Annotated in this window: 18 protein-coding genes and 4 tRNA genes; 3 read left to right on the top strand and 19 right to left on the bottom strand. The window is 40.6% G+C overall.

Translation table 11 applies throughout. The features are described from left to right. The 16 genes from ABWV72_RS20955 to ABWV72_RS20880 form a co-directional block, all read right to left on the bottom strand. Positions 1-201, bottom strand: a 201-nt coding sequence (locus ABWV72_RS20955; protein ID WP_353372725.1) for a GTP-binding protein, incomplete at its 3' end; no start/stop codon positions are given. 59 nt (positions 202-260) lie between these two features. After that, a tRNA-Thr gene (locus ABWV72_RS20950) sits at positions 261-336 on the bottom strand. Positions 337-344: 8 nt separating this feature from the next. Next, positions 345-419, bottom strand: a tRNA-Gly gene (locus ABWV72_RS20945). A 92-nt stretch (positions 420-511) separates the two neighbouring features. Then, positions 512-596, bottom strand: a tRNA-Tyr gene (locus ABWV72_RS20940). 8 nt (positions 597-604) lie between these two features. Then, positions 605-680 (bottom strand) — tRNA-Thr (locus ABWV72_RS20935). Positions 681-870: 190 nt separating this feature from the next. After that, on the bottom strand, positions 871-1,599 hold the full coding sequence (locus tag ABWV72_RS20930) for a type III pantothenate kinase (protein WP_353372898.1): 729 nt from the start codon (positions 1,597-1,599) through the stop codon (positions 871-873). Then, positions 1,583-2,551: a bifunctional biotin--[acetyl-CoA-carboxylase] ligase/biotin operon repressor BirA gene (gene birA, locus ABWV72_RS20925; RefSeq protein ID WP_353372896.1), complete on the bottom strand. Its 969-nt coding sequence runs from the start codon at positions 2,549-2,551 to the stop codon at positions 1,583-1,585. The genes ABWV72_RS20930 and birA overlap by 17 nt, the downstream gene beginning before the upstream one ends. Then, positions 2,548-3,534, bottom strand: a complete 987-nt coding sequence (murB, locus tag ABWV72_RS20920) for a UDP-N-acetylmuramate dehydrogenase (RefSeq protein WP_353372894.1) — start codon at positions 3,532-3,534, stop codon at positions 2,548-2,550. Before murB ends, birA begins: the two co-directional genes overlap by 4 nt. Before the next feature lie 169 nt (positions 3,535-3,703). Beyond that, complete coding sequence (locus tag ABWV72_RS20915) at positions 3,704-5,863, bottom strand: S9 family peptidase (protein WP_353372892.1); 2,160 nt, start codon at positions 5,861-5,863, stop codon at positions 3,704-3,706. 95 nt (positions 5,864-5,958) lie between these two features. Next, positions 5,959-6,531, bottom strand: coding sequence for a DUF4136 domain-containing protein (locus tag ABWV72_RS20910; protein WP_353372890.1), 573 nt, complete (start codon positions 6,529-6,531; stop codon positions 5,959-5,961). Between the two features lie 193 nt (positions 6,532-6,724). Continuing rightward, complete coding sequence (locus ABWV72_RS20905) at positions 6,725-8,038, bottom strand: tetratricopeptide repeat protein (RefSeq protein ID WP_216046394.1); 1,314 nt, start codon at positions 8,036-8,038, stop codon at positions 6,725-6,727. A gap of 13 nt (positions 8,039-8,051) precedes the next feature. After that, the gene (locus ABWV72_RS20900) at positions 8,052-8,660 is read right to left on the bottom strand and encodes an energy transducer TonB (protein ID WP_216046393.1); all 609 of its coding nucleotides are present in this window, start codon (positions 8,658-8,660) and stop codon (positions 8,052-8,054) included. A gap of 6 nt (positions 8,661-8,666) precedes the next feature. Next, the gene (locus ABWV72_RS20895) at positions 8,667-9,068 is read right to left on the bottom strand and encodes an ExbD/TolR family protein (RefSeq protein WP_008845615.1); all 402 of its coding nucleotides are present in this window, start codon (positions 9,066-9,068) and stop codon (positions 8,667-8,669) included. A 30-nt stretch (positions 9,069-9,098) separates the two neighbouring features. Next, the gene (locus ABWV72_RS20890; RefSeq protein WP_216046392.1) at positions 9,099-9,620 is read right to left on the bottom strand and encodes a MotA/TolQ/ExbB proton channel family protein; all 522 of its coding nucleotides are present in this window, start codon (positions 9,618-9,620) and stop codon (positions 9,099-9,101) included. A gap of 4 nt (positions 9,621-9,624) precedes the next feature. Then, positions 9,625-11,001, bottom strand: a complete 1,377-nt coding sequence (locus ABWV72_RS20885) for a MotA/TolQ/ExbB proton channel family protein (protein ID WP_216046391.1) — start codon at positions 10,999-11,001, stop codon at positions 9,625-9,627. Positions 11,002-11,014: 13 nt separating this feature from the next. Further along, positions 11,015-11,782 carry a DUF3450 domain-containing protein gene (locus tag ABWV72_RS20880; RefSeq protein WP_216046390.1) on the bottom strand — a complete coding sequence of 256 codons (768 nt, stop codon included), beginning with the start codon at positions 11,780-11,782 and terminating at the stop codon, positions 11,015-11,017. A gap of 659 nt (positions 11,783-12,441) precedes the next feature. Between ABWV72_RS20880 and ABWV72_RS20875 the strand changes: the two genes are divergently transcribed. Next, on the top strand, positions 12,442-14,322 hold the full coding sequence (locus ABWV72_RS20875; protein WP_353372886.1) for a diguanylate cyclase: 1,881 nt from the start codon (positions 12,442-12,444) through the stop codon (positions 14,320-14,322). Between the two features lie 203 nt (positions 14,323-14,525). On the opposite strand, the gene ABWV72_RS20870 is transcribed toward ABWV72_RS20875, so the two are convergent. Continuing rightward, positions 14,526-15,224: a CpcT/CpeT family chromophore lyase gene (locus tag ABWV72_RS20870; protein WP_303502284.1), complete on the bottom strand. Its 699-nt coding sequence runs from the start codon at positions 15,222-15,224 to the stop codon at positions 14,526-14,528. A gap of 668 nt (positions 15,225-15,892) precedes the next feature. Continuing rightward, a complete protein-coding gene (locus ABWV72_RS20865) occupies positions 15,893-16,570 on the bottom strand; it encodes a MarC family protein (RefSeq protein WP_353372884.1) in 678 nt (225 codons plus the stop codon). Between the two features lie 363 nt (positions 16,571-16,933). Between ABWV72_RS20865 and ABWV72_RS20860 the strand changes: the two genes are divergently transcribed. Beyond that, entirely contained in the window at positions 16,934-18,430 is a 1,497-nt protein-coding gene (locus tag ABWV72_RS20860) for a CotH kinase family protein (RefSeq protein WP_353372882.1), read from the top strand. A 142-nt stretch (positions 18,431-18,572) separates the two neighbouring features. Here the strand turns inward: ABWV72_RS20860 and ABWV72_RS20855 are convergent, their stop codons facing one another. Continuing rightward, positions 18,573-19,475 (bottom strand): LysR family transcriptional regulator, encoded by a 903-nt coding sequence (locus ABWV72_RS20855; RefSeq protein ID WP_342806825.1) that lies wholly within the window; start codon positions 19,473-19,475, stop codon positions 18,573-18,575. 113 nt (positions 19,476-19,588) lie between these two features. On the opposite strand from ABWV72_RS20855, the gene ABWV72_RS20850 reads away from it, so the two are divergent. Next, positions 19,589-19,948: a cupin domain-containing protein gene (locus ABWV72_RS20850; RefSeq protein WP_353372879.1), complete on the top strand. Its 360-nt coding sequence runs from the start codon at positions 19,589-19,591 to the stop codon at positions 19,946-19,948. Positions 19,949-20,082: the final 134 nt, after the last annotated feature.

The raw sequence follows: 20,082 nt of genomic DNA, 5'->3' as shown, positions 1-20,082 counted from the left end.
GTGTGAAGTTGAGATTGTGATACCACGCTCACGCTCTTCTGGAGCGTTATCGATTTGATCAAACGCTGATGCAGCACCACCATAGGTCTTTGCTAGAACTGTAGTGATTGCCGCTGTTAGCGTCGTTTTACCATGGTCAACGTGGCCAATTGTACCGACGTTTACGTGGGGTTTCGTACGTTCAAACTTTTCTTTTGCCATCTTAAATTTTTCCTAGCAAAGTAATTAAAAAAAACCTAATCAAAGAGTTGGGGGAGAACTGGTGCTGATAGGCAGATTCGAACTGCCGACCTCACCCTTACCAAGGGTGCGCTCTACCAACTGAGCCATATCAGCACTAAATATGGAGCGAGCAGTGGGAATCGAACCCACATCATCAGCTTGGAAGGCTGAGGTAATAGCCATTATACGATGCTCGCAAACCTATTCTCTATCCACCTCGTTGAAAGTGGTGGCGTGACACATTGCGTCACACCATACACCTGATTAAACTGCAGGTGCACAGTAAAAATGGTGGAGGGGGCAGGATTCGAACCTGCGAAGGCTGAGCCGGCAGATTTACAGTCTGCTCCCGTTGACCGCTTGGGTACCCCTCCAGGATTGATGGTGCCGACTGCCGGAGTCGAACTGGCGACCTACTGATTACAAGTCAGTTGCTCTACCAACTGAGCTAAGTCGGCACTGCATCAAGTGGGTGCGCATTCTAGAGTAATGATCCTAAGGGTGCAAGAGTATATTCTCAAAAAAACATGAAAAAATGCGGATTTATTTAAATTAATCGTTTAGTTGCCTAAAAAACCTACGGAACCAACAAATTGACAAAAATAATTGTGCATTTTTACAGCAATTTATTAAAAATTATTTTTAAATTTATTTGCTAGGAATAAAACGACTTAAGCCTTGTAATACTAAATCTGGTTTAAATTGTACTTTTTCATCAATAATATTTTTGAGTAATCCACTATCGCCACCACACAAAAATATTCTGTAGTCATCAGAATAACCACTAATGCGCTTTCTAGCGCTGTATAAAAAACCTTCTAACATTGCCAAGCCGCCCATATTGACACAATCAGGTGTACTTTTTCCGAGTGACAATGCATCTGGGGTTTGTTGATCTGCAAACACTTTTGAGGTTTGGCTAGTGACTGCCTTGCGCATTAATTGAAAGCCTGGGGCTATCCATCCACCTAAGTGTTGTTCCCCGACAAGAACGTCACAGGTAGCTGCTGTGCCCAAATCTAAGATTGCTACCGGCAATTGGGTATGCAGTCGTGCGCCTAATACTGCAAGCCAACGGTCAACGCCTAAGGTCTGGAATTGCTGATAAGCACAACTAATACCAAATGCTGTAGCCTGAGTCACGACTTGTTGAAACGGGATATTGTGCAAGTGACATAGGTGTTTAATTTTGAGTGTTACCTGATCATTTTGTACGCTGGCGGCGATGACACATTGGGCGCTGCTAATTTGATGCTGTAAATCTTCGATAGAATCACAGACTTGAGTCACGACTTTTGAATCTGCGCTGGCAATTTGTGCGTACTTAATACGGCTATTGCCAACATCTATCAGTAAAATGTCATGCAGGCCTGACACTGATTTCACCTCCATGAAATGTTTCGATTTTGCCGTCTTTTTCTAATAAAAGAGCCCCATCGTTATCAATCCCTTTCACTTTGCCATATACACACTGATTACCAATCATTAGTTTTACGGGTTTGTCGTAAAAGTAATCTAATTCAGCCCACTGGCTAATGAAAGGCCTTAAGCCTTGGGTTTCAAAAATCGTAAGGGCTTTAGTTAGCTCGTCAATTAAGGTGGCGGCAAGCACATTTCTATCAATAGTTAGGCCAGTGGCTTGCACTAAATCCGTCCAAGGTTGGTCAATGTTTAGCGCCTTTTTAGGTAAATCGATATTCAAACCTACGCCTAAAATACAATCACAAGCAGCGCCCATTTGCCCTTCAACTTCAACCAAGATACCCGCAAGCTTTTTATCTTGCAGGTAAACATCATTTGGCCATTTAAGCATTGCTCCTTTCACTGAAAGTGTCTGCAATGCCTTTACCACCGCAATACCTATTACCAAACTCAAACCATTAATAGCTTGATATCCACCAGCAAACGACCAGAACATCGACATATAAATACTCGAACCATAAGGAGATACCCAAGTCCGTCCTCTGCGTCCTCGTCCAGCAGTTTGCGCCTCAGCTAAACACACGTAACCATTACTTGGTTTCACATTCATGTCTCTGATGAACTGATTTGTTGAATCTATTACGTTTTGCACGTTTATCTGCGATTGCATCACCTGGGGCAATAACTGGGCAATTTTGCGGTGTTCTAATAAAGTTAAGGATTTCGCTAAACGATAGCCCTTTCCCGTTACTCTAAAGATATCTAAACCTAACTCACACAAGCCTTTAATGTGTTTCGACACGGCTGCGCGACTGAGTCCAAGCTCTTGGCCTAACACTTCACCTGAATGGAACTGTCCATCGGCCAAGCGTTGCAGAATAAGAGTACGAGAAAAATTAAAACTCACAGTGATACCAGCCCCTTGTTACCAATTAAACGTACTTCATTTTCTAAATGGATAGAAAAAGTATTCTCCACTTTGGTTTGAATTTCCCGCGCCAATTCTAATAACTCAGCCCCATTTCCATGACCGTTGTTTGTCAGTACCAAAGGCTGGTTAGGATGGCATTGAATCCCGCCTAATTGTTTGCCTTTAAAACCAAGATGGTCAATTAACCAAGCTGCAGGAACTTTTACGCTGTTGTGATCCACCGAATAACAGGGTAAATCAGGCCAGTCACACTGCAAACTTGCGAAATGCTTATTGCTTACCAACGGATTTTTGAAAAAGCTACCAGCGTTACCAATTTCATTAGGATCAGGCAGCTTCTCTTGGCGGATAGCAATGACTTTATTAAAAATTTGCTCTGCATTGGGTTGTTTTAGATTGGCTAGTTCACCGTAGTGATTGCACGCTTGCCAACGTTTAGGAATGTGAAGAACAACTTGCGTGATGATCACCTTACCGGCTAGATGTCGCTTAAAAATACTGTCTCGATAACCAAACTGACACTCTTCATTTGTCAAGCTATGTTGTTTTGCTGTGGCAATTTCCGTGAACATCACCTGTTTTACAAATTGATTTAACTCAACCCCATATGCACCTATATTTTGTATGGGCGCAGCTCCCACTGAGCCAGGAATCAACGCGAGATTTTCTAATCCAAAAATATTATTTTGCATGCAAAAGCAGACGAGTTGATGCCAGTTTTCTCCCGCACTAACCGTCAGTTGATAATAGTCATCAAACTCTTTAACGGTCTTACCTTTAGATTCTAATTTGATAACCGTGCCATCAAAATCTTCCAAAAAAATACAATTGCTACCTTCGCCGAGAACCCACAAAGGCGTTTCAACATCCTTTAGGGCTGCGAAGTCATTGTCGATGGATATCAATTTTTTACTGTGTGTAGAAAATCCAAAGGTGTGCAGAGATTTAAGTGAATGCAAGGTTGCTTCCAAGATATTTTTGCACAGTTTAACGAAAAGATATGCGGTGTAACAAGTGTTGCTTTGTGATAGGTCAAGTTTTCAGCAGAACAGAGGGAGTGGTTATCCGCAATCAGCCAGCCATAAAAAAGCCCGAAATTCATCGGGCTTTATTCTTCAGCATGGCTATTTATTTATCAATTCCGTGACTTTTGAGCATAAATACAAGCTCTTCAGCATAATCACGTAGTCTGCCATAGCGGCCACTATTGGCAAAATGCCCTGCCCCCATATTAATTCGCATGATTAGTAGATTGTCATCGGTCTTCATTTCACGCATTTTAGCGGTCCACTTAGCGGGCTCCCAATAGGTTACGCGGGGATCATTTATTCCACCACTGACCAACATAGGAGGATATTCCTTAGCTTCAATGTTGTCGTATGGAGAATAACTTGCGATGAGATCGTAAGCTGCCGAATCTTCTAGTGGATTGCCCCACTCTGTCCACTCAGGTGGCGTCAGTGGCAGCGTAGCGTCAAGCATAGTATTGAGTACATCGACAAACGGCACTCCAAGGGTCACTGAGCGCCATAATTGTGGAGCCTGAATGGTAACCGCTCCCATTAATTCACCGCCAGCGCTGCGACCCGAAATTGAAATATTGCCTTCAGACACATAATTTTCTTTAATTAGATACTGTGCTGCATCAACAAAATCATTAAAGGCATTGGTTCGTTTTTCCAGTTTACCATCCAAATACCATTGATATCCCAGCATGTCACTGCCACGAACATGTGCGATAGCGAAAGCAAAACCTCTATCTAATAAACTGAGTCTGAGTTCTGAAAATCCAGGTGGAACGGTTATCCCATAAGCCCCATAGCCGTACAAATGCATAGGCTGTTTGCCGTTCTTTTTGAAACCTTTTTTATATACCACTGAAATCGGAACCTCTACACCATCTCTTGAAGGTGCCATTAGACGCTCAGTAACATATTGAGATTTATCGTAACCAGATGGAATTGTAGTGACCTTTCTGGTTTCCAGCTTTTTATCGTTAACTTGATAATCAAATACAGTGTCAGGGGTAACCATCGATTCATAGTCAACCCGAACAAAGTCTTGATCAAACTCTGAACTATTGCCTAAAGAAGCCGAATAAACCTGTTCAGGAAAGGCAACGTCATGGGAGTTTCCTTGATAGTCGCGAATTCGAATTTTATCAATTCCCTTTTCTCGAGCCTGTAAGGCAATGAAACCTTTGAATGTCTGCATTCCCAATAAATAAAGATCGTCAGAGCCTTCAATCAGTGTTTGCCAATTGTCGTAACTTGGTTGGCTGTCATCAACACTAACAAATCTTGAATTTTTGTGGGTATCGTTGGCTAAAATATAGAATTTACCATTAGCGTGATCTATTGAAGCAGAAAATTTCATCTCCCTTGATATCAATAACTTAGGTTCAGAAAACAAATCGTCGCCTGGAATAACACTGAGTTCAGATACTTCTCTTTGCCCACTGCTTACTACCAAGTACTTATCGTCACTGGTGAAATGGAAGCTTAAGAAAAAGCCATCGTCTGCTTCACTCAGAATAATTTTATCGTCAGATTGCTGACTACCAATTTTATGCACATTAATGCTAGCTGTGCGCCATTTATCTTTTTCCAACTGGCCATAAATAACCGTTTTGCTGTCTGCGCCAAAGGCGATTTCGCCATTTACCTCGGTTATTTCATCTTCTAAGTATTCACCACTTTGTAAGTCAACAATTCGAACTGTGTAACGTTCAGCGCCATCGGTGTTGAAGGAATACACCAGCAAGCGGTTATCAGGACTTATATCCCAGCCGCCTAAAGTAAAATAATCGAAATCTTTGGCTAGTTTAGTTTCATCAAGAAAAACCTCTTCTTCACCAGTAGTCAGATTTTTGCGGCTACGTGTTCGATACTCTTCGCCTTCGCGGTAATACCAACGATATTCGTAACCATTGTCAATCCAAGGAACCGATTCTTCTTGTTCGTTTGTACGCCCTTTAACTTCTTCGAAAACCGTGTCGATAAGGGACTTATTAGGTGCTAAAAACTGGTCGAAGTAAGCATTTTCTGCAGTTAAATAGTCAATAATGGGCTTGTCATTCACTTCCGGATATCCAGAATCTCTAAGCCAGTGGTAAGGATCATTTAACTCTTTACCGTGGTATTTAGCTGTGTAATCTTGCTTTGCGGCAACTGGGGCGGCAACGCTGAGTTGTTTTAATCTGGGGTAAGTTTGCATTTCGGGTTCTTTGTCATTTGAACAGGCAGATAAAATTAATACGGGTATTAGTAATGAGAGTGCTAAACGCATTGGATAAATGTCCCTATTTTTTTGGTTAACAACAGATAATACGACTAGTTACAAAATTTACCAGTGAAATTAAATGGTGAATTGCTAAAACGAGTCTAAGAACCCGTGCGAGTTAATGGAAAACGTTCAAGCAATTCCTTTACAACCACACGCTGTGCTTTTGCTAAACTTGCACTGTTGTCTGTTTTGAAATCATGGCTATTGGTAGCTGACCACACTAGCCTATCGTTGACTAGTACTTTCATGCTCACTACTGCGACTGGGATTTGATCTGAACCTATGGGTAAACTAACCCCGCCACCCACACTCACACCGCCTGAGCGTCCGTAAGAACCAGTACCTAGGCCAATTGAAAAACTACTGTCGTTATCGCGATAATCAATGTAGTGATCGAGCTCTACAACGGCATCAGTGTAACCAAGGTCACCAATTAGTTTATTATTAGCCTCTAAAAACTGTGAAACTTGAGTAATAATACGATTAGCACTCAAGCTATCTTCGACGTTTCTAGAGATCACCGAATAACTTTTAAACGTGCCAAAATTGGTATTTTGATCGGTGTCCATCACAATATTGTTAGAACTACATGCACTAAGGAAAGTAAGTCCAATACACATAGCCATGATCTGGCTAAACTTGGCTGAAAAATGACTAAATTGGTAAAACATAGGAATTCCTTTACGTAGTCAACTTTAAGATCATTACACAATTAACCCTTTAATACCCTGCGGTGGTAAAAATTGATCACTTTGTATGACGCTAAGATCGATAACAAGTTTAGTTGAGTTTCGCCAAGGAAGACAATCCGCACGCCGATAAAACTGCGATACGGATTGTTAATGCATAATATTGAGGTAGCGTTTAAGAAGCGCTTAATTCGGCTTGTAGTTGCTCTGTGGTAGATTTTTCAGACTGTACAAACTTACGCCATTGTTGTGCCATACCACGACTAGTAGGATGTTTTTCAGCTTCAGCCAATTGATTTAGTGCATCAACATAGCGTTTTTGATTGAAATACGACATTCCCAAGACTAAATGTGTGGTTCCTTCATTTCGTAAACCACCTTTGTCCAGCGCTTTGAGCGCACTTTCAATGGCTTCGTCAAACTTATCCATGTTCAGCAAAATTTGCGCTAACTGTGCATCTAATTCACCGTCTTCAGACAAGGCAGCTGCAGAACGCATAACAGGTACGGCTTTTTCGTGTTCTTTGGCTAGGGACCAAGTTTGCGCTAAAAACTTTAAGTTCCTGAGGTTTTTTTCAAGTACGCCATCTTGCATTGCTTGCTCCATCAACCTGGCACCTTTATATGGTACTTGATGGTAATAATACAGCTGAGCTAAGTTGAAAATATCCGAGGCTTTTGTAATGTAATCACTTTGGTAAGCCGCTTCGAGAATCGCTAACTGTTTCTTTTCTTCACCCAACTCGCCATACATACCTGCTAGCTGCACCCAATACTCAGGACGGTCAAATAATTTAACCATTTTTTCAAGCACTTTGGTCACTTGCTCAGTTTGTTTCAACTCGTAGTATATAGCCCGTTGAAGCACGTACCAATTCTCATCGACTTTGTAGCCTTCTTCACTATTTTCTTGCTGTAAAATAGCTTCATTGATGTATTCAGAAGCAGCCTGATAATCTTTCTTCTGATACATAGCTTGGGCCTTGAGCACTAAATTTTTAACCGGTAACTTACCTGGCTGCAATGCTTCCCAACGTTCCAAGTACTCGATAGTCTTATCGTAATTACCGCGCATCATTTGCAATTGTGCCAAACTAAACAAAGTACTTTGTTCAAAAGACTCAGGAATGGGTTGCTGTTCTACTACTGTCTCAAATGATTCGATAGCTTTATCATAATCTTCGACGTTGTAATAAATAAAACCGTAGAAGTTATGCAACATCGCCAGCTCGTAGCTATTCATAGAGCTTTCTTTGGATTTAACGACATCCAGTATTGCTAATGCTTCAGCAGTATTACCTTCGTCGGCAACTTTCTGAGCGCGAGCCAATTGGTCGTATACTCGCGTACGAAGAGCTGGTGTTCTGCGGGTCTTTCTTTCACTGGCACTATTATCTTGTGCACTAGCTGTAGGTGCCGTTACTACAGACGATATAAGTGTGAATGAGCTTGCCAATAAGATGGCTAAAATGCACTGTGTTATTTTCATGCTTGCCTCTTAGTTAACCATCGATCTGGAAAGTAATGCGGTTTTGCACACCAGACACTTCTGCAGGTTCACCGTTCACAACTCTGGGTTTATATTTAAATTTCAGTGCTGCATCCATCGCTGCCTGATTAAATATATCCGGTGGAGTTGCTTGTACTACGCGGATATCTTTTACTGCGCCTAATTTAGATACAGTAAATTCAACTATTACAAAGCCTTCTATTCCGCGAGATAAAGCGCGTCGTGGATAAACCGGAGCAACCTTAACGATTGGCAAATATTCGCCATCACCTGATTCTAGGGCCAATCCACCACCAAGGGCGATATCACCACCGACATCGGCTTCAAACGCCATACCACTGCCATCAGCATCAGGCGTAGGTGAATCCATTTGCGGCTGTTCCATTTGCGGTGGCGGCTCTTTAGGTGGTGGTGGCTTTCTCGGCTTACGATCTTTTTGTTCAACCGTTTCTTCTTTCTTCAAGCGTACGAAATCGAGCACCGCACCGGGCTTGGGATCATCTAACGTTTGATCACCACTAGCGATAAGAGCTTGCATCAAAAAGAACAAACTAATCGTGATGAAAAACGCTAATACAACTGCCAGAAGGAGTCTTGCCATTATATTTTACTCTTGTGCTGCGATAGAAACATCGTAGACACCCGCTGCTCGCGATGCATCCATGACTTTAATAAGCGTTTCAGTAGTCGCTTTACGGTCTGCTTGAATAACAACCGTACCCTGTGGGTTTTCGGCTTTTAAACGTTCAATGTTGGCTTGAACTGCACGTACGTCTACTCGGCGTTTATTAATCCAAATTTCACCTTTGTCGCTTATGGCAACTAAGATATTTGCACGATCTTTCTTCACTGCTGTGGCAGCTTCAGGTCGGTTTACGTCGATCCCCGATTCTTTTACAAATGAAGCGGTTACGATAAAGAAAATCAACATGATAAATACAACGTCCAACATCGGCGTCATATCGATTGTTGCTTCTTCTTCTTCGACTAAATTCTGAATTTTTCTCATAATTACTCTTTATTCACGCAGGCCTGGGCTCTAACGTTGAATCTCCAATGCATCTTCTAGATGTAAACGTTCGGTTTTTGCTGTGCGCGTTAACCATGTAGACGCGAATACGCCGGATAACGCACCCACCATGCCAGCCATTGTGGGTATAGTAGCTTGTGAAACCCCTGCGGCCATTGACCGGGCGTTACCGCCACCAGACATGGCCATTACATCAAATACCACAATCATACCTGTTACCGTTCCCATCAAACCCAATAGAGGGCATAGCGCGACTAACGCCTGAATAATGGGAAGACTGAAGCGTAATTTAAGACTGACTCTAGAAATCATTGCTTGTCTAATCTGATGCGCATTCCATGAATTTCGATCGCTACGTGCTTGCCAAGTGGAAATGGTCTGTTTCTTAAATTGCTTATGACCATAAGTCACATAGAAAATACGTTCGAGTATCAAAATCCACATCACGAATATCAAGGCACCTATTATCAGCAGGATAATCCCACCGGTTTCGGTGAAGTCTCGGATTGATTCAAAGATCTCTACAAACATCGTCTTATGCCTTAGTGCCAGACTGTGTTTCAGCTCGTTCAGCAATGACACCCGCTGCTTGTTCTTGCAATATCGCTACAATATTTTTGCTTTGCGTACTGAGCAATGCATAAAGCAGAGTAGTAGGAATGGCCACAACCAAACCAAGAACAGTGGTAATCAATGCCGATGAGATACCGCCAGCCATAATTTTCGGGTCACCTGTACCAAACAAGGTAATTTGTTGGAAGGTCACAATCATACCGGTAACGGTACCAAGTAACCCACCAAGGGGAGCAACCACTGAAATCATTTTTACTAGTGTTAAGAAACGTCCTAATTTAGGCACTTCAGCTAAAATGGCTTCGGTTAAATGCAATTCCAAGGATTCGGTGTCAGCATTTGGATGGGCATCTTTCACTTTAAGCACGCGACCCAAAGGATTCCCCTCAGATATTTTACTCGACTTAAGTTGTGCATTTACTTTGGCGCCAACAAGTGTAAGTACCACAAAACGCCAGAACGCGACCAAAATACCAACTGCACCAACCGCAATAATGATATATCCCACAAGGTCACCTTGGTGAATACGCTCTTCAAGACTTGGTGCTTGAACTAACAATCCAAGAATAGTGCCGCCCGTTGGGTCTAATCCAAATGAAACCAATTCACCATCAGAGCTCTGTAAATTTGCGGCGCTGTCTGTGTAACGATCTGCAGGTTGACGAATCAATTCAGCAACAGTATCGGTTTCGCCTTCGTACTTAAGGTATTTGCCATCAGACACGAGTGCAAAAGGTCCTACACGAACGACTTCTTTATTAACTTTAGCGCCACCAGCTTCTACAACATCAGTTGTAAATTTAGTGACTTTGCCTGACTCAGTCATTTCGCGTTGAATTTCAAACCACACCCGCTCTATTTCTTCAATTGAAGCTAATTTAGAACTCGTCCCCATAGACTGGGCCATTTCATCTAAAAATTCAGAACGACCAGAGATTTGCGCTGAAACAGTTGAGTTGTAAAATTTGTTTTTGGTGTCACCTGCAACCTGTTGTAACACACCGAATAGTTCTTTTAACGAACCTAGGCGTTTATCCAAAGCATCATTCAAATCTGCTAATTTGAATTCATTCTCTTCAAATTGCGTTTCCAGCTTTTCAGATGTGTTCAACTGAGCATTACGTTGTGAGGTCACATCACGCAGCATTTGATCTTGTTCAGCACGTTTTTGTACAAACTCTTTTTCACGCTGAGTATTTTGTTGATTTTGTTGGTATTGGCCTTGCTCTAATTGCTTAAGCAGTGCATCCAAATCTAGTGGTTTACTTTCCTGAGCAAAAGCTGCTCCAGCAAAAGTAGCAACCAAAAGAACAGCAGTATTTCTAATTAATTTTCTCATGGTTTCTACTCTCTTAATCCGTGATCGCAACTGGCAGCATCAACAAATCAGGTGCCATTTGTTTCTTGGCCATTCTAAGACCTTTGGTAATTTGCGTGCGGTAGTCAGAAGAAAGTGATTCCCACTGACGAGTTTGTTTATTCCAAATTCCTTGCATACCTGCATCACGAGTTTGGTATATAAGTGCGGTTCTACCGATGCGTAAGAAATCGACATTTCGTTCCTGACCATCAATAGTGTGCAATCCAGGGTAAGCCTCTAAGGTTCGCCCGTAATCCATCTCAACTTGGTAAGCTTCCATTACACGTCTGAATTTTTCAGAAGGAGCAACATCTGCGCGATCCATCATATTACGTAAATCAATAATGCGATTGGCACGTTCTTCTTCTAAAAATGGAACATCAAGTTCCACAAACTGTGCTAACCCATCAATCATTCGAATCATTAATGGTGTTATTTGACGTTCGATAACACTTACTTCGTCAATTGCGCTATTCAAATCCAACATTTCTTGTTGCTGATTAGCAATTTGTTTTCTTAACTGCTCGTTGTAAACCAACAAACCATCAATTTCTTTATTAATAGTTTTGAATTGTTGCAATTTACTGCCGATTTGGTCAGTTATATTGTTAATCTTTGATTGGGAATCCGCTGCAGACTCATTAATTTTAGTTGCAGCATCAACCACAGGTTGCAATTCTTTGTCTTGCTGCGCAAAAGCAGCTTGACCTGCCAACAGACTAACGAATAGTGCTGCAGACAACGTTTTTGTAAGTTTCATACAATCAAACCCTAGAGTGGAATCGAGTTGGTTTACCACCAACAATAAAATCTGAGGGCAAGGATAGGGGCATAGTGTGACAGTATTATTACAAAACCAAACAGAATGTAGATATCTGTGATTGAATCAAATAACTAGTAAAGTAATACTCATAACCAGCTGTTTTAATTGAATTAAAAATACATTATGTGAGCAACGAATTAACTTAGACAGGATGACGTAACAGAATAAAGCGGACTGAAATCGGTTGGATTTTTGACATTTTTATGACACAAATATAGATATGAATACGACGTGAACCAGATGTGGCAAGTCCGCAAAACGGTTTATTTAACCTTTAACCCCACGCTAATTGTAAGCGCTAGAGATTATAAAAATCGTTGCAAAATTCCGAAATCAATACGCTTTTAAATAATGTTTACACCTAAAGTTGCCTTTAAAGAATACTGTTTTCATTCAACGATGTAGCAAACTTGTTTTAATTGGATTTTCGCAGCTACTTTTTAACCAAAGCGGTTGTTGATTTGCTAGTATCTTAATTACATTAAGCACAAATCTAACTCATTCTATTAATTTGGCATCGGATAACGACAAGAATATTGGATTCCTAATTTTTCGCAGTATAAGCGCTTTCTAGCAACCATTGATTAGGATAATTAATGCAACAAACAACCATCATTTTAGTACTTCGCGGAGTATGGCGAACCCCAGTGATATGCGTGTTTTGGTTATTTTGGGGATGTGGGCTTAATGCGCAAACAATGGAAAATTTAGAAACCACCCTTTCTTCCTTAACTCCAGCCCAACAAATCAGTCTTTTGAACGATCAAAAACAGCTTATGGAAAAAGCCTCCTATCAAGAGCAAGCTCGCTACTGGTATTTATTAGGCTTAGCTTTCGATTACGATAATCAGCCACAACCAGCCATTGATGCTTACAGCACCGCCATCAATATCAGCGAGCAGCAAAACTTAAGGCTAACTGACACTTTACCTAGAAGTTATGTCGAACGTTCGTACATGAAATATATTCAAACATATGATCCCAATATTTATTGCGAAGACCGATTTAAAGCCCTGCAATTGTCTCGTCAATTAGCGGACCCCGAATTGCTAGTAAAGGTACTGGTTCAAGCGGCATTTTGTTTTGGTGGTAAACCGGAAAAACTGCAACAAGGGCTCGCATTATTAGTTGAAGCAATTGACGTCGCTGATAAAAATAATTTTGATAATAGTTCCTATGGCATGATTTATAACGCCTCTGGCAACTTATATCAGGAAAACCAATTGTTTGACAAAGCCTATGAATATATTCAGAAGGCATACGATGCTTGGGCAAAAGTCGATGATTTTTCTGACATGTTTAATATGCAACACACACTAGTAGCGTTAGCCATTGATATGCAGAATTTTACTGCGGCTCGTCAACATGTTGATAGACTATTTGAGATTGCCAAACAACAGCCCCAATTCAGCGACTTTACATTTTTTAGCCATTATAACGCAGGTATATTAGCGTTTTTTGAACAGCAATACCCGCTGGCGGTTAGCGAATTTGAAAAGGCATTGGCCCTTCGTGATACTACCGAAGAACATCATTTCATCGTGCAATCTTTATATCCACTGGTCATTGCTTATTTTAACCAAGGGATAGATTCCAAAGCGCGCTCTACCTTGGATCAACTTCTAATCGACTCTCCAGATAAAAACACATGGCCGATGACTCTCAGGGCTATCGATTTGTATTACGCGGGCAACAACAGTGAAGCTATGCATTTGATGGTTGCTGCAAACAGCTCAGAAGTCGACAAACGACGAACCTTTATTGCTCAATATCAACACGCAGCCAATACATTAGTTGAAGACAGTCTGACCAAGTTAGACAACAAGGTGCTACAACAAACCTTGGAAATTAATCGTTTACAACTAGCAGAGGAACAAAGTCAAAAACGTCTCGCGCAAATTTTAATTGCTGTGAGCGTTGTCATATTTGCGGCGTTATTTGGGTTTGTTATGCATTTGATTAAAACCCGACGTCTTTTTAAACATCGTGCACAAATCGATTACTTAACGCAAATTGCTAATCGCAGAACTATTTTTGAACTTGGCTATAAGTTGCTAAATGAAGCGAAAATGCACAACAAGTTACTTTCGATATTGATTATTGATATCGATCATTTTAAACGAGTGAATGATACCCTCGGTCATGAAGTTGGTGATCATGCTCTTACATTAGTCAGCCAAAGGGCACTTGGCTGTTTACGACAACTCGATAAAATTGGCCGAATTGGCGGTGAAGAGTTTATGGTATTGCTGCCCGACACTGATTCCAAACAAGCATTAGATATTGCCGAGCGTATCCGTAAGGAAATCGAAAAGTCACCTTTGCGAAAAAACGATGAAGACTACTCACTAACCATCAGTATAGGGCTAGCGGTAGCATCAGCAGATGAAACCTTAGAAAGCGCGATGGCACGTGCCGACACAGCCCTTTACAATGCAAAACAAAAAGGCCGAAACCAAGTTGTTGTAACGAGTTAGCTATCAATAAGTTGTGATCCGTCAGTAACAATACATATGCTGAAATCAGGTTTTTCAAAGCACTGTAAACTGAGTCCGGTAGTGATAGTCAACATTGGATTAGCAGGGCACAAAATGCGTTAAAAATTAACGCATTCAGGGAAAAAGCAGTCTTTTATATTTCAGACTGCTTTGAGTAAAGAAGTTATTTTTACGGGGTACGATTAGTTAAGGTCATATGTTTCTGTGTACACATGCGTGGTAGGTCCTTGATCGCCTCTTTTAAACTTAGCGCCACGCTTAGCCACACCATTTTCGTCATAAAATGAATGCCAATCGTTGCGCACTAAGGTTCCGTCTGCTGTTTTAGAAATTTCCACATGTTGGAGTAAATATGACTTACCGATCGTGAAGCATTCTCCGTGAGTATTGACGCCAGAAAAACGTTCGAACTCTGGAATCCAATGATAGGTAGCGTTGCAGCCAGGTACTGTTGATAAACCGCTCATTTTAATATTTTCAAAAGCCTTTGGATTGTCGCCTTTTCCCCACAGAGTTAATCCTTCATCTATGTTTTTGAAAGAGTATAAATCGACTTTAAGGTTACCAAAGTCATTGCGATACAGTCGCCAGATTTGATTTCTATCCGGTCTTACGTCAGGTTGGCTAGTTTCATAATAAATCCAATAGCCGTCCGTACGTTCATGCCAAATACGTTGAAAGCGCAATTCACTTAATCCCCAACGAGGTTCGACCTTAGCGGCTAGATCTTTGTCCCTTTGCGCGATATTAGTTGTAAATCCTAAATGCCATTCGACAAATTTCTTTAGCATTGTGTCATCTTCAAAGCCAGCGGCCTGAACAGAGAAAGACATTCCAGCCGCAACCACTAAAGTCATGAGCAAGCTTTTTACTATTTTCATTATTTTGTACCTTTTATAATTTGTGTTTGTATTTTTAAAGATTCTAGCTAAATGCATTTCAGACACAGTCAATTATTAGAATATGGCAATCATCATTGCTCGATAATCAAATTCATACTACACAACCAAAAACATATAGCAATATCATTATATCAATAACCCAGAGTACTCTGCGTCTTATATTTAAAAAGCGGGATAGTTAGTAGAGGCTGCTATACAAAAGCTATTTGCACGGAGTATGAAGAGAAAAATTTCGAACAAGTGCTTTAAATGGTTCATTAATAGGAAGTTACTTCTAGCGCCCATTGATTCGTATTGTAGGATAGAAATATTCACCGAAAATTCATTCAATTAAAGCTCTTTTTGATACTCCAAAAAATTTGTTTGGCCCAATAAATCTAAAACGTTGAAGGACCATCTTGGTAATTAAATTAGCAAATCGAAAAGTGACAAAAAACCCGGATTTCGCAGTTCTATATAAATGGTGAAATGTTAAAAAAATAACAATAAAGCAGCTAAAACAAAGTGAAAATTGAATATAGATCAGTGTCTAATCAGTACAATTAGTGGGAAGAAAAATCGTTAATTTCAGCTTCTTTTTGACAACCAAATATCGCTAAATTTGTAGCCCACAAGATTGTTACAAATTACTAACAAATGAATACTTGCTAGTTGAGGCTCGGAAATTGATAGTCATTATCAAAATTAGACAATAAATGTTGCTCTTGGCCGATTGGAATATTGAAAGCCCCTGTTACCCCCGCAATTATCATTTGTACACCGATAACGGCTAAAATCAGTCCCATTAATCGGGTGACAATACCAAGAGCGCCTTGACCTATAATAGCCAGAATCCTAGAACTAAAAACAAAGCATAGGAATGTTATAAGACACATAACTGCAAATACAGAAACCGTAATCACGATTCCCATTGTCCCACCAGAGGCAGAATAATTCATTGCGGTCGCAATGGTTCCTGGGCCAGCGAGGAGAGGAACAGCTAAGGGTGAGACAGCAATATCAGAGGTATCATTATTTTCAGCAGAATGCAGATTAGAACCAGATCCATTGAGCATATGATAACCAATCACGAACACCAGAATACCGCCCGTTATCCGCAATGCGGGAAGGGTAATGCCGAACAAATGAAAAATCATCTTGCCGAGCAACGAAAATAATAGAATTACAACAAAGGTAATAATAAGTGCTCTGGCCGCAATGCGAAATTGTTCCGAATTACTTTTATTGCCCGCCAACCCAGCGAAGGCAGCTGTGTTAGCTATCGGATTCATGATGGCGAAAAAGCCCATAAATACAGTTAGCAGTTGTGTGTACAAGTCATTCATAGGTTTTCTCTGACTAATAGTGGACGTATTATCCGGCTTTGCGACCCCGTTTTATTTGCATGCTAGAGTACCTTGTAGGGTCTGAAAGTCCAACGACTACCTCCCCTATTGTCATTCAAGCCGCTTTTTTAGCTGTCATCATTGGCGGGATTGAGCAGAGCCAGAGGGTTTAATATTTTTATGCAGCGTCAAGCAGTATTAATTATCAACATCCTTAAGCCCGCACAGCTTCCTTATTGTTTTCACTTATATTGCACAGTTTCTGCACTTTTGTTTTGTACCTTTACTATCTGAATAAAGAAAGCATCTTAATTCAATCTTAAAGTATTTGAAGATGATGCTTAGACAGCTAAAGGACTATCAATGTTGAAACAATCTCATTTAAGCTTTGCTAACTCATTGAAATATATTGTAAGACTAAATCTTATTATCATCATCTTCGGATCAGTGCTTTGGTTAGTTGCCTGTGGAGGCGGCAATACAGCTACAGATGATCAGGTAACTGATGAAGTGGTTGAAGAAGTCGTTGAAGATGATACCGAAGAAACATCAACTGACATTACGGATACAGATTTTGAAGTCACTGACTGGACAGAAGAAACACATAGTAAGAATGTTGATCCTAATTTCGACGAAGTTTTTGAAGATAACCAAGTTAAACGTTTTGACTTTGTAGTCACTGAAGAGCGTTGGCAAAGCATGCTTGATGATATGACGGCAACCTATGGCGAATTTGGTCAACGCTCATCAAGCAACGGTCTAATTGATACAGATGAGAACCCAATATTTGTTCCCGCTGACGTTTATTACCAAGGAACTCAATGGTATCGAGTAGGTATTCGATTCAAAGGCAACTCTTCGCTACAAAGCAGCTGGCAGGCGGGTATTCTAAAACTATCTTTCAAATTAGATTTCGATGAGTTTGAAGACGATTATCCGCAAATTGATAATCAACGTTTTTACGGCTTCAAAAAGCTCAGCTTGAAAAACAACTATAACGACGAATCACTTTTACGTGAAAAAGTGGCATCTGACGTATTCAAAAAAGCTGGCTTAGCGGTGTCTAATACTGCGTTTTATACACTCTATGTCGATCATGGCAATGGTCCAGAATATTTTGGTCTTTACACCTTAGTAGAAGAGGTTGACGATACACTTATCGATACACAATTTGCTAGCGATGATGGCAATTTATATAAACCAGAAGACGACGGGGCAAGCTTTGTTGAGGGTTCTTTTAGTGAAGAGAACTTTGAGAAAAAGACCAACGAAGATGATGAAGATTGGTCTGATATACTCGCCTTGTTTGCGGCACTGCATGATGATACAGCAACCACTGCTCCGGCAACATGGAGAGAAAATCTTGAGGCTGTTTTCGACGTTGATGGATTCTTAAAGTACTTAGCCGTCAATGGTATTATCCAAAATTGGGATACGTATGGCAGAATGCCCCATAATTACTATCTGTATAACGACCCCGAAACATCGAAGCTAACATGGATTCCTTGGGATAATAACGAAGCACTGCAAGAAGGAAATCAAGGCGGAGCATTGAACCTCGATTTCTCAGACCTTGATTCTAATAGCTGGCCGTTAATTGCTAAACTATATGCAGACGATGTTTACAGGACTCGCTATAACGATTACCTATTGGAAGCAATAGGCGACGCGTTTGATACCAGCAGCATCCAAGCCACTTACGACAGTTATTCAGCGCTTATTGAACCTTATGCAACAACTGAATTATCGGGCTACTCCTATCTAGAAAGTAGCAATGACTTTTACAATGCGATTCAACAACTGAATCAACACGCAGAAAATCGAGCTGAAGCGGTTGAAACATATTTGGATGCACAATAAACACTAACCTATTGTTTTATCAACATAACCCCAGCGATGCTATCGTCTGGGGTTGTAGTTTATATCCAATCGAATATTGCTCTTCCTCTTCGGTATTTACGCCACATTCCCCCTGACTTTAACCTGTTGTTAATAGCCTTATTTAGGCAAATTCAGGGATCTCATTTTTCAGACAATCGATAAATGCACTGAGTTTTAATGGCATGTAATCTCTGCTTGGATAAACTAGCCATGCAGAGGTATCAAAATCTGCGGCGGCACATTCATAATCGGGGAATAAGTTCACCAAACTACCATTTGCCAATTCGTCTCGACATAACCAATCAGGAAGTAACGCCACTCCAAGGCCTGCAACTGCACTTGCAGTCATAGTCATGCCATGAGAGATCAGCAAATGCCCAGCGACTGGAACGACTAACTCTTTTTGATTAGGTTGACGAAATTTCCAAGCTTCTCGATATCCAGGAATTGAAAACCTTAGACATTCTAATTCACTTAAACAAAAAGGATTTTCGGTAATCGTGTTAGATTTAATAAAAGCTGGACTAGCACAAACAAAAAACTTTCTGGGTGCTAATACTTTACAAATAAAATCATCAGTAGGTTTTTTTCCAAAGCGAATCGCGGCATCAATTTGTTGTTCAACAATATCTATTTGGTTGTCTGACAACACTAGCTCAATTACCAGTTTGGGATATTTTTTCCTCATTATAGGTAGTAAGGGAACCAACTTTTTTTGTCCAAAAGAAGTACAAGCCGCCACTCTGAGCTTGCCGATGGGCTCATTCGAAAGTTCTAAAGCCCGCTCTCCTGCCTGTATTAATGTACCAACCAAACCTTCGACTTGAGTAAAGTATGATTTACCAGCTTCTGTTGCCGATAACTTACGAGTGGTCCTTTGGAACAGTCGGAAACCTAATGTAGCCTCTAATTTTCGAATAGCTCGCGATACTGAAGAGGGATCAATATTTTGGACTCTTGCTACTTCAGCAAAACTCTTTCGTTTCATTACTTCAACAAATAGTTGGATATTGTTCAAATCCATTCGTGCACCTCATACATGAATGTAATGATTATATACCTGTTTACTGCGCAAGTAACTAACTGTAACCTTTGTAATTGAAAGTAAATCAAAACTAAGAAAATGGAGTATTTCAAATGGGATTAAAGTTTCATAAGCAATTTTTCGCATCAAAGACTGAAGTTTTAGCAGACATAGAAAAAAATAATACCTGGCCGACCACCTTTGTATCGGGTGCCACCGATGGTCCACCAGTACATTGGCATAAAGATGAAGTACATGCTTATATAATGGAAGGGGAAACAGATTTTTTCGATGCCGAAACCAACAAAAGAACTATTGTCAGCGCAGGTGACAAAATTATTGTGCCTAAGGGTGCACTTCATGCGGAAGGCGCAATTAAAGATCACGTAGTTTATATTCTAGCATTACCAAAGCCAAGATTACCGGAAGATTTCCTCGCCATATTTACACCTGAGCAGCAAGCAGCGAAATGAAACCGGGTAAACTTCTGATAAGCTACTAATTACCTCGCTGTTCCTATTTCCAAGACAAGCATTCTCATAGTCATTAAATAGACATCCATTTTAATAGTCATTAAATAGACATCCATTTTAAAAACAAGCATTCT

The sequence above is a fragment of the Aliiglaciecola sp. NS0011-25 genome, assembly GCF_040370605.1.
In the GTDB taxonomy this organism is placed as follows: Bacteria; Pseudomonadota; Gammaproteobacteria; order Enterobacterales; family Alteromonadaceae; genus Aliiglaciecola; species Aliiglaciecola lipolytica_A.
Note: the sequence above shows the minus strand (reverse complement) of the source record. Positions and strands in the feature narration are given on the sequence as shown.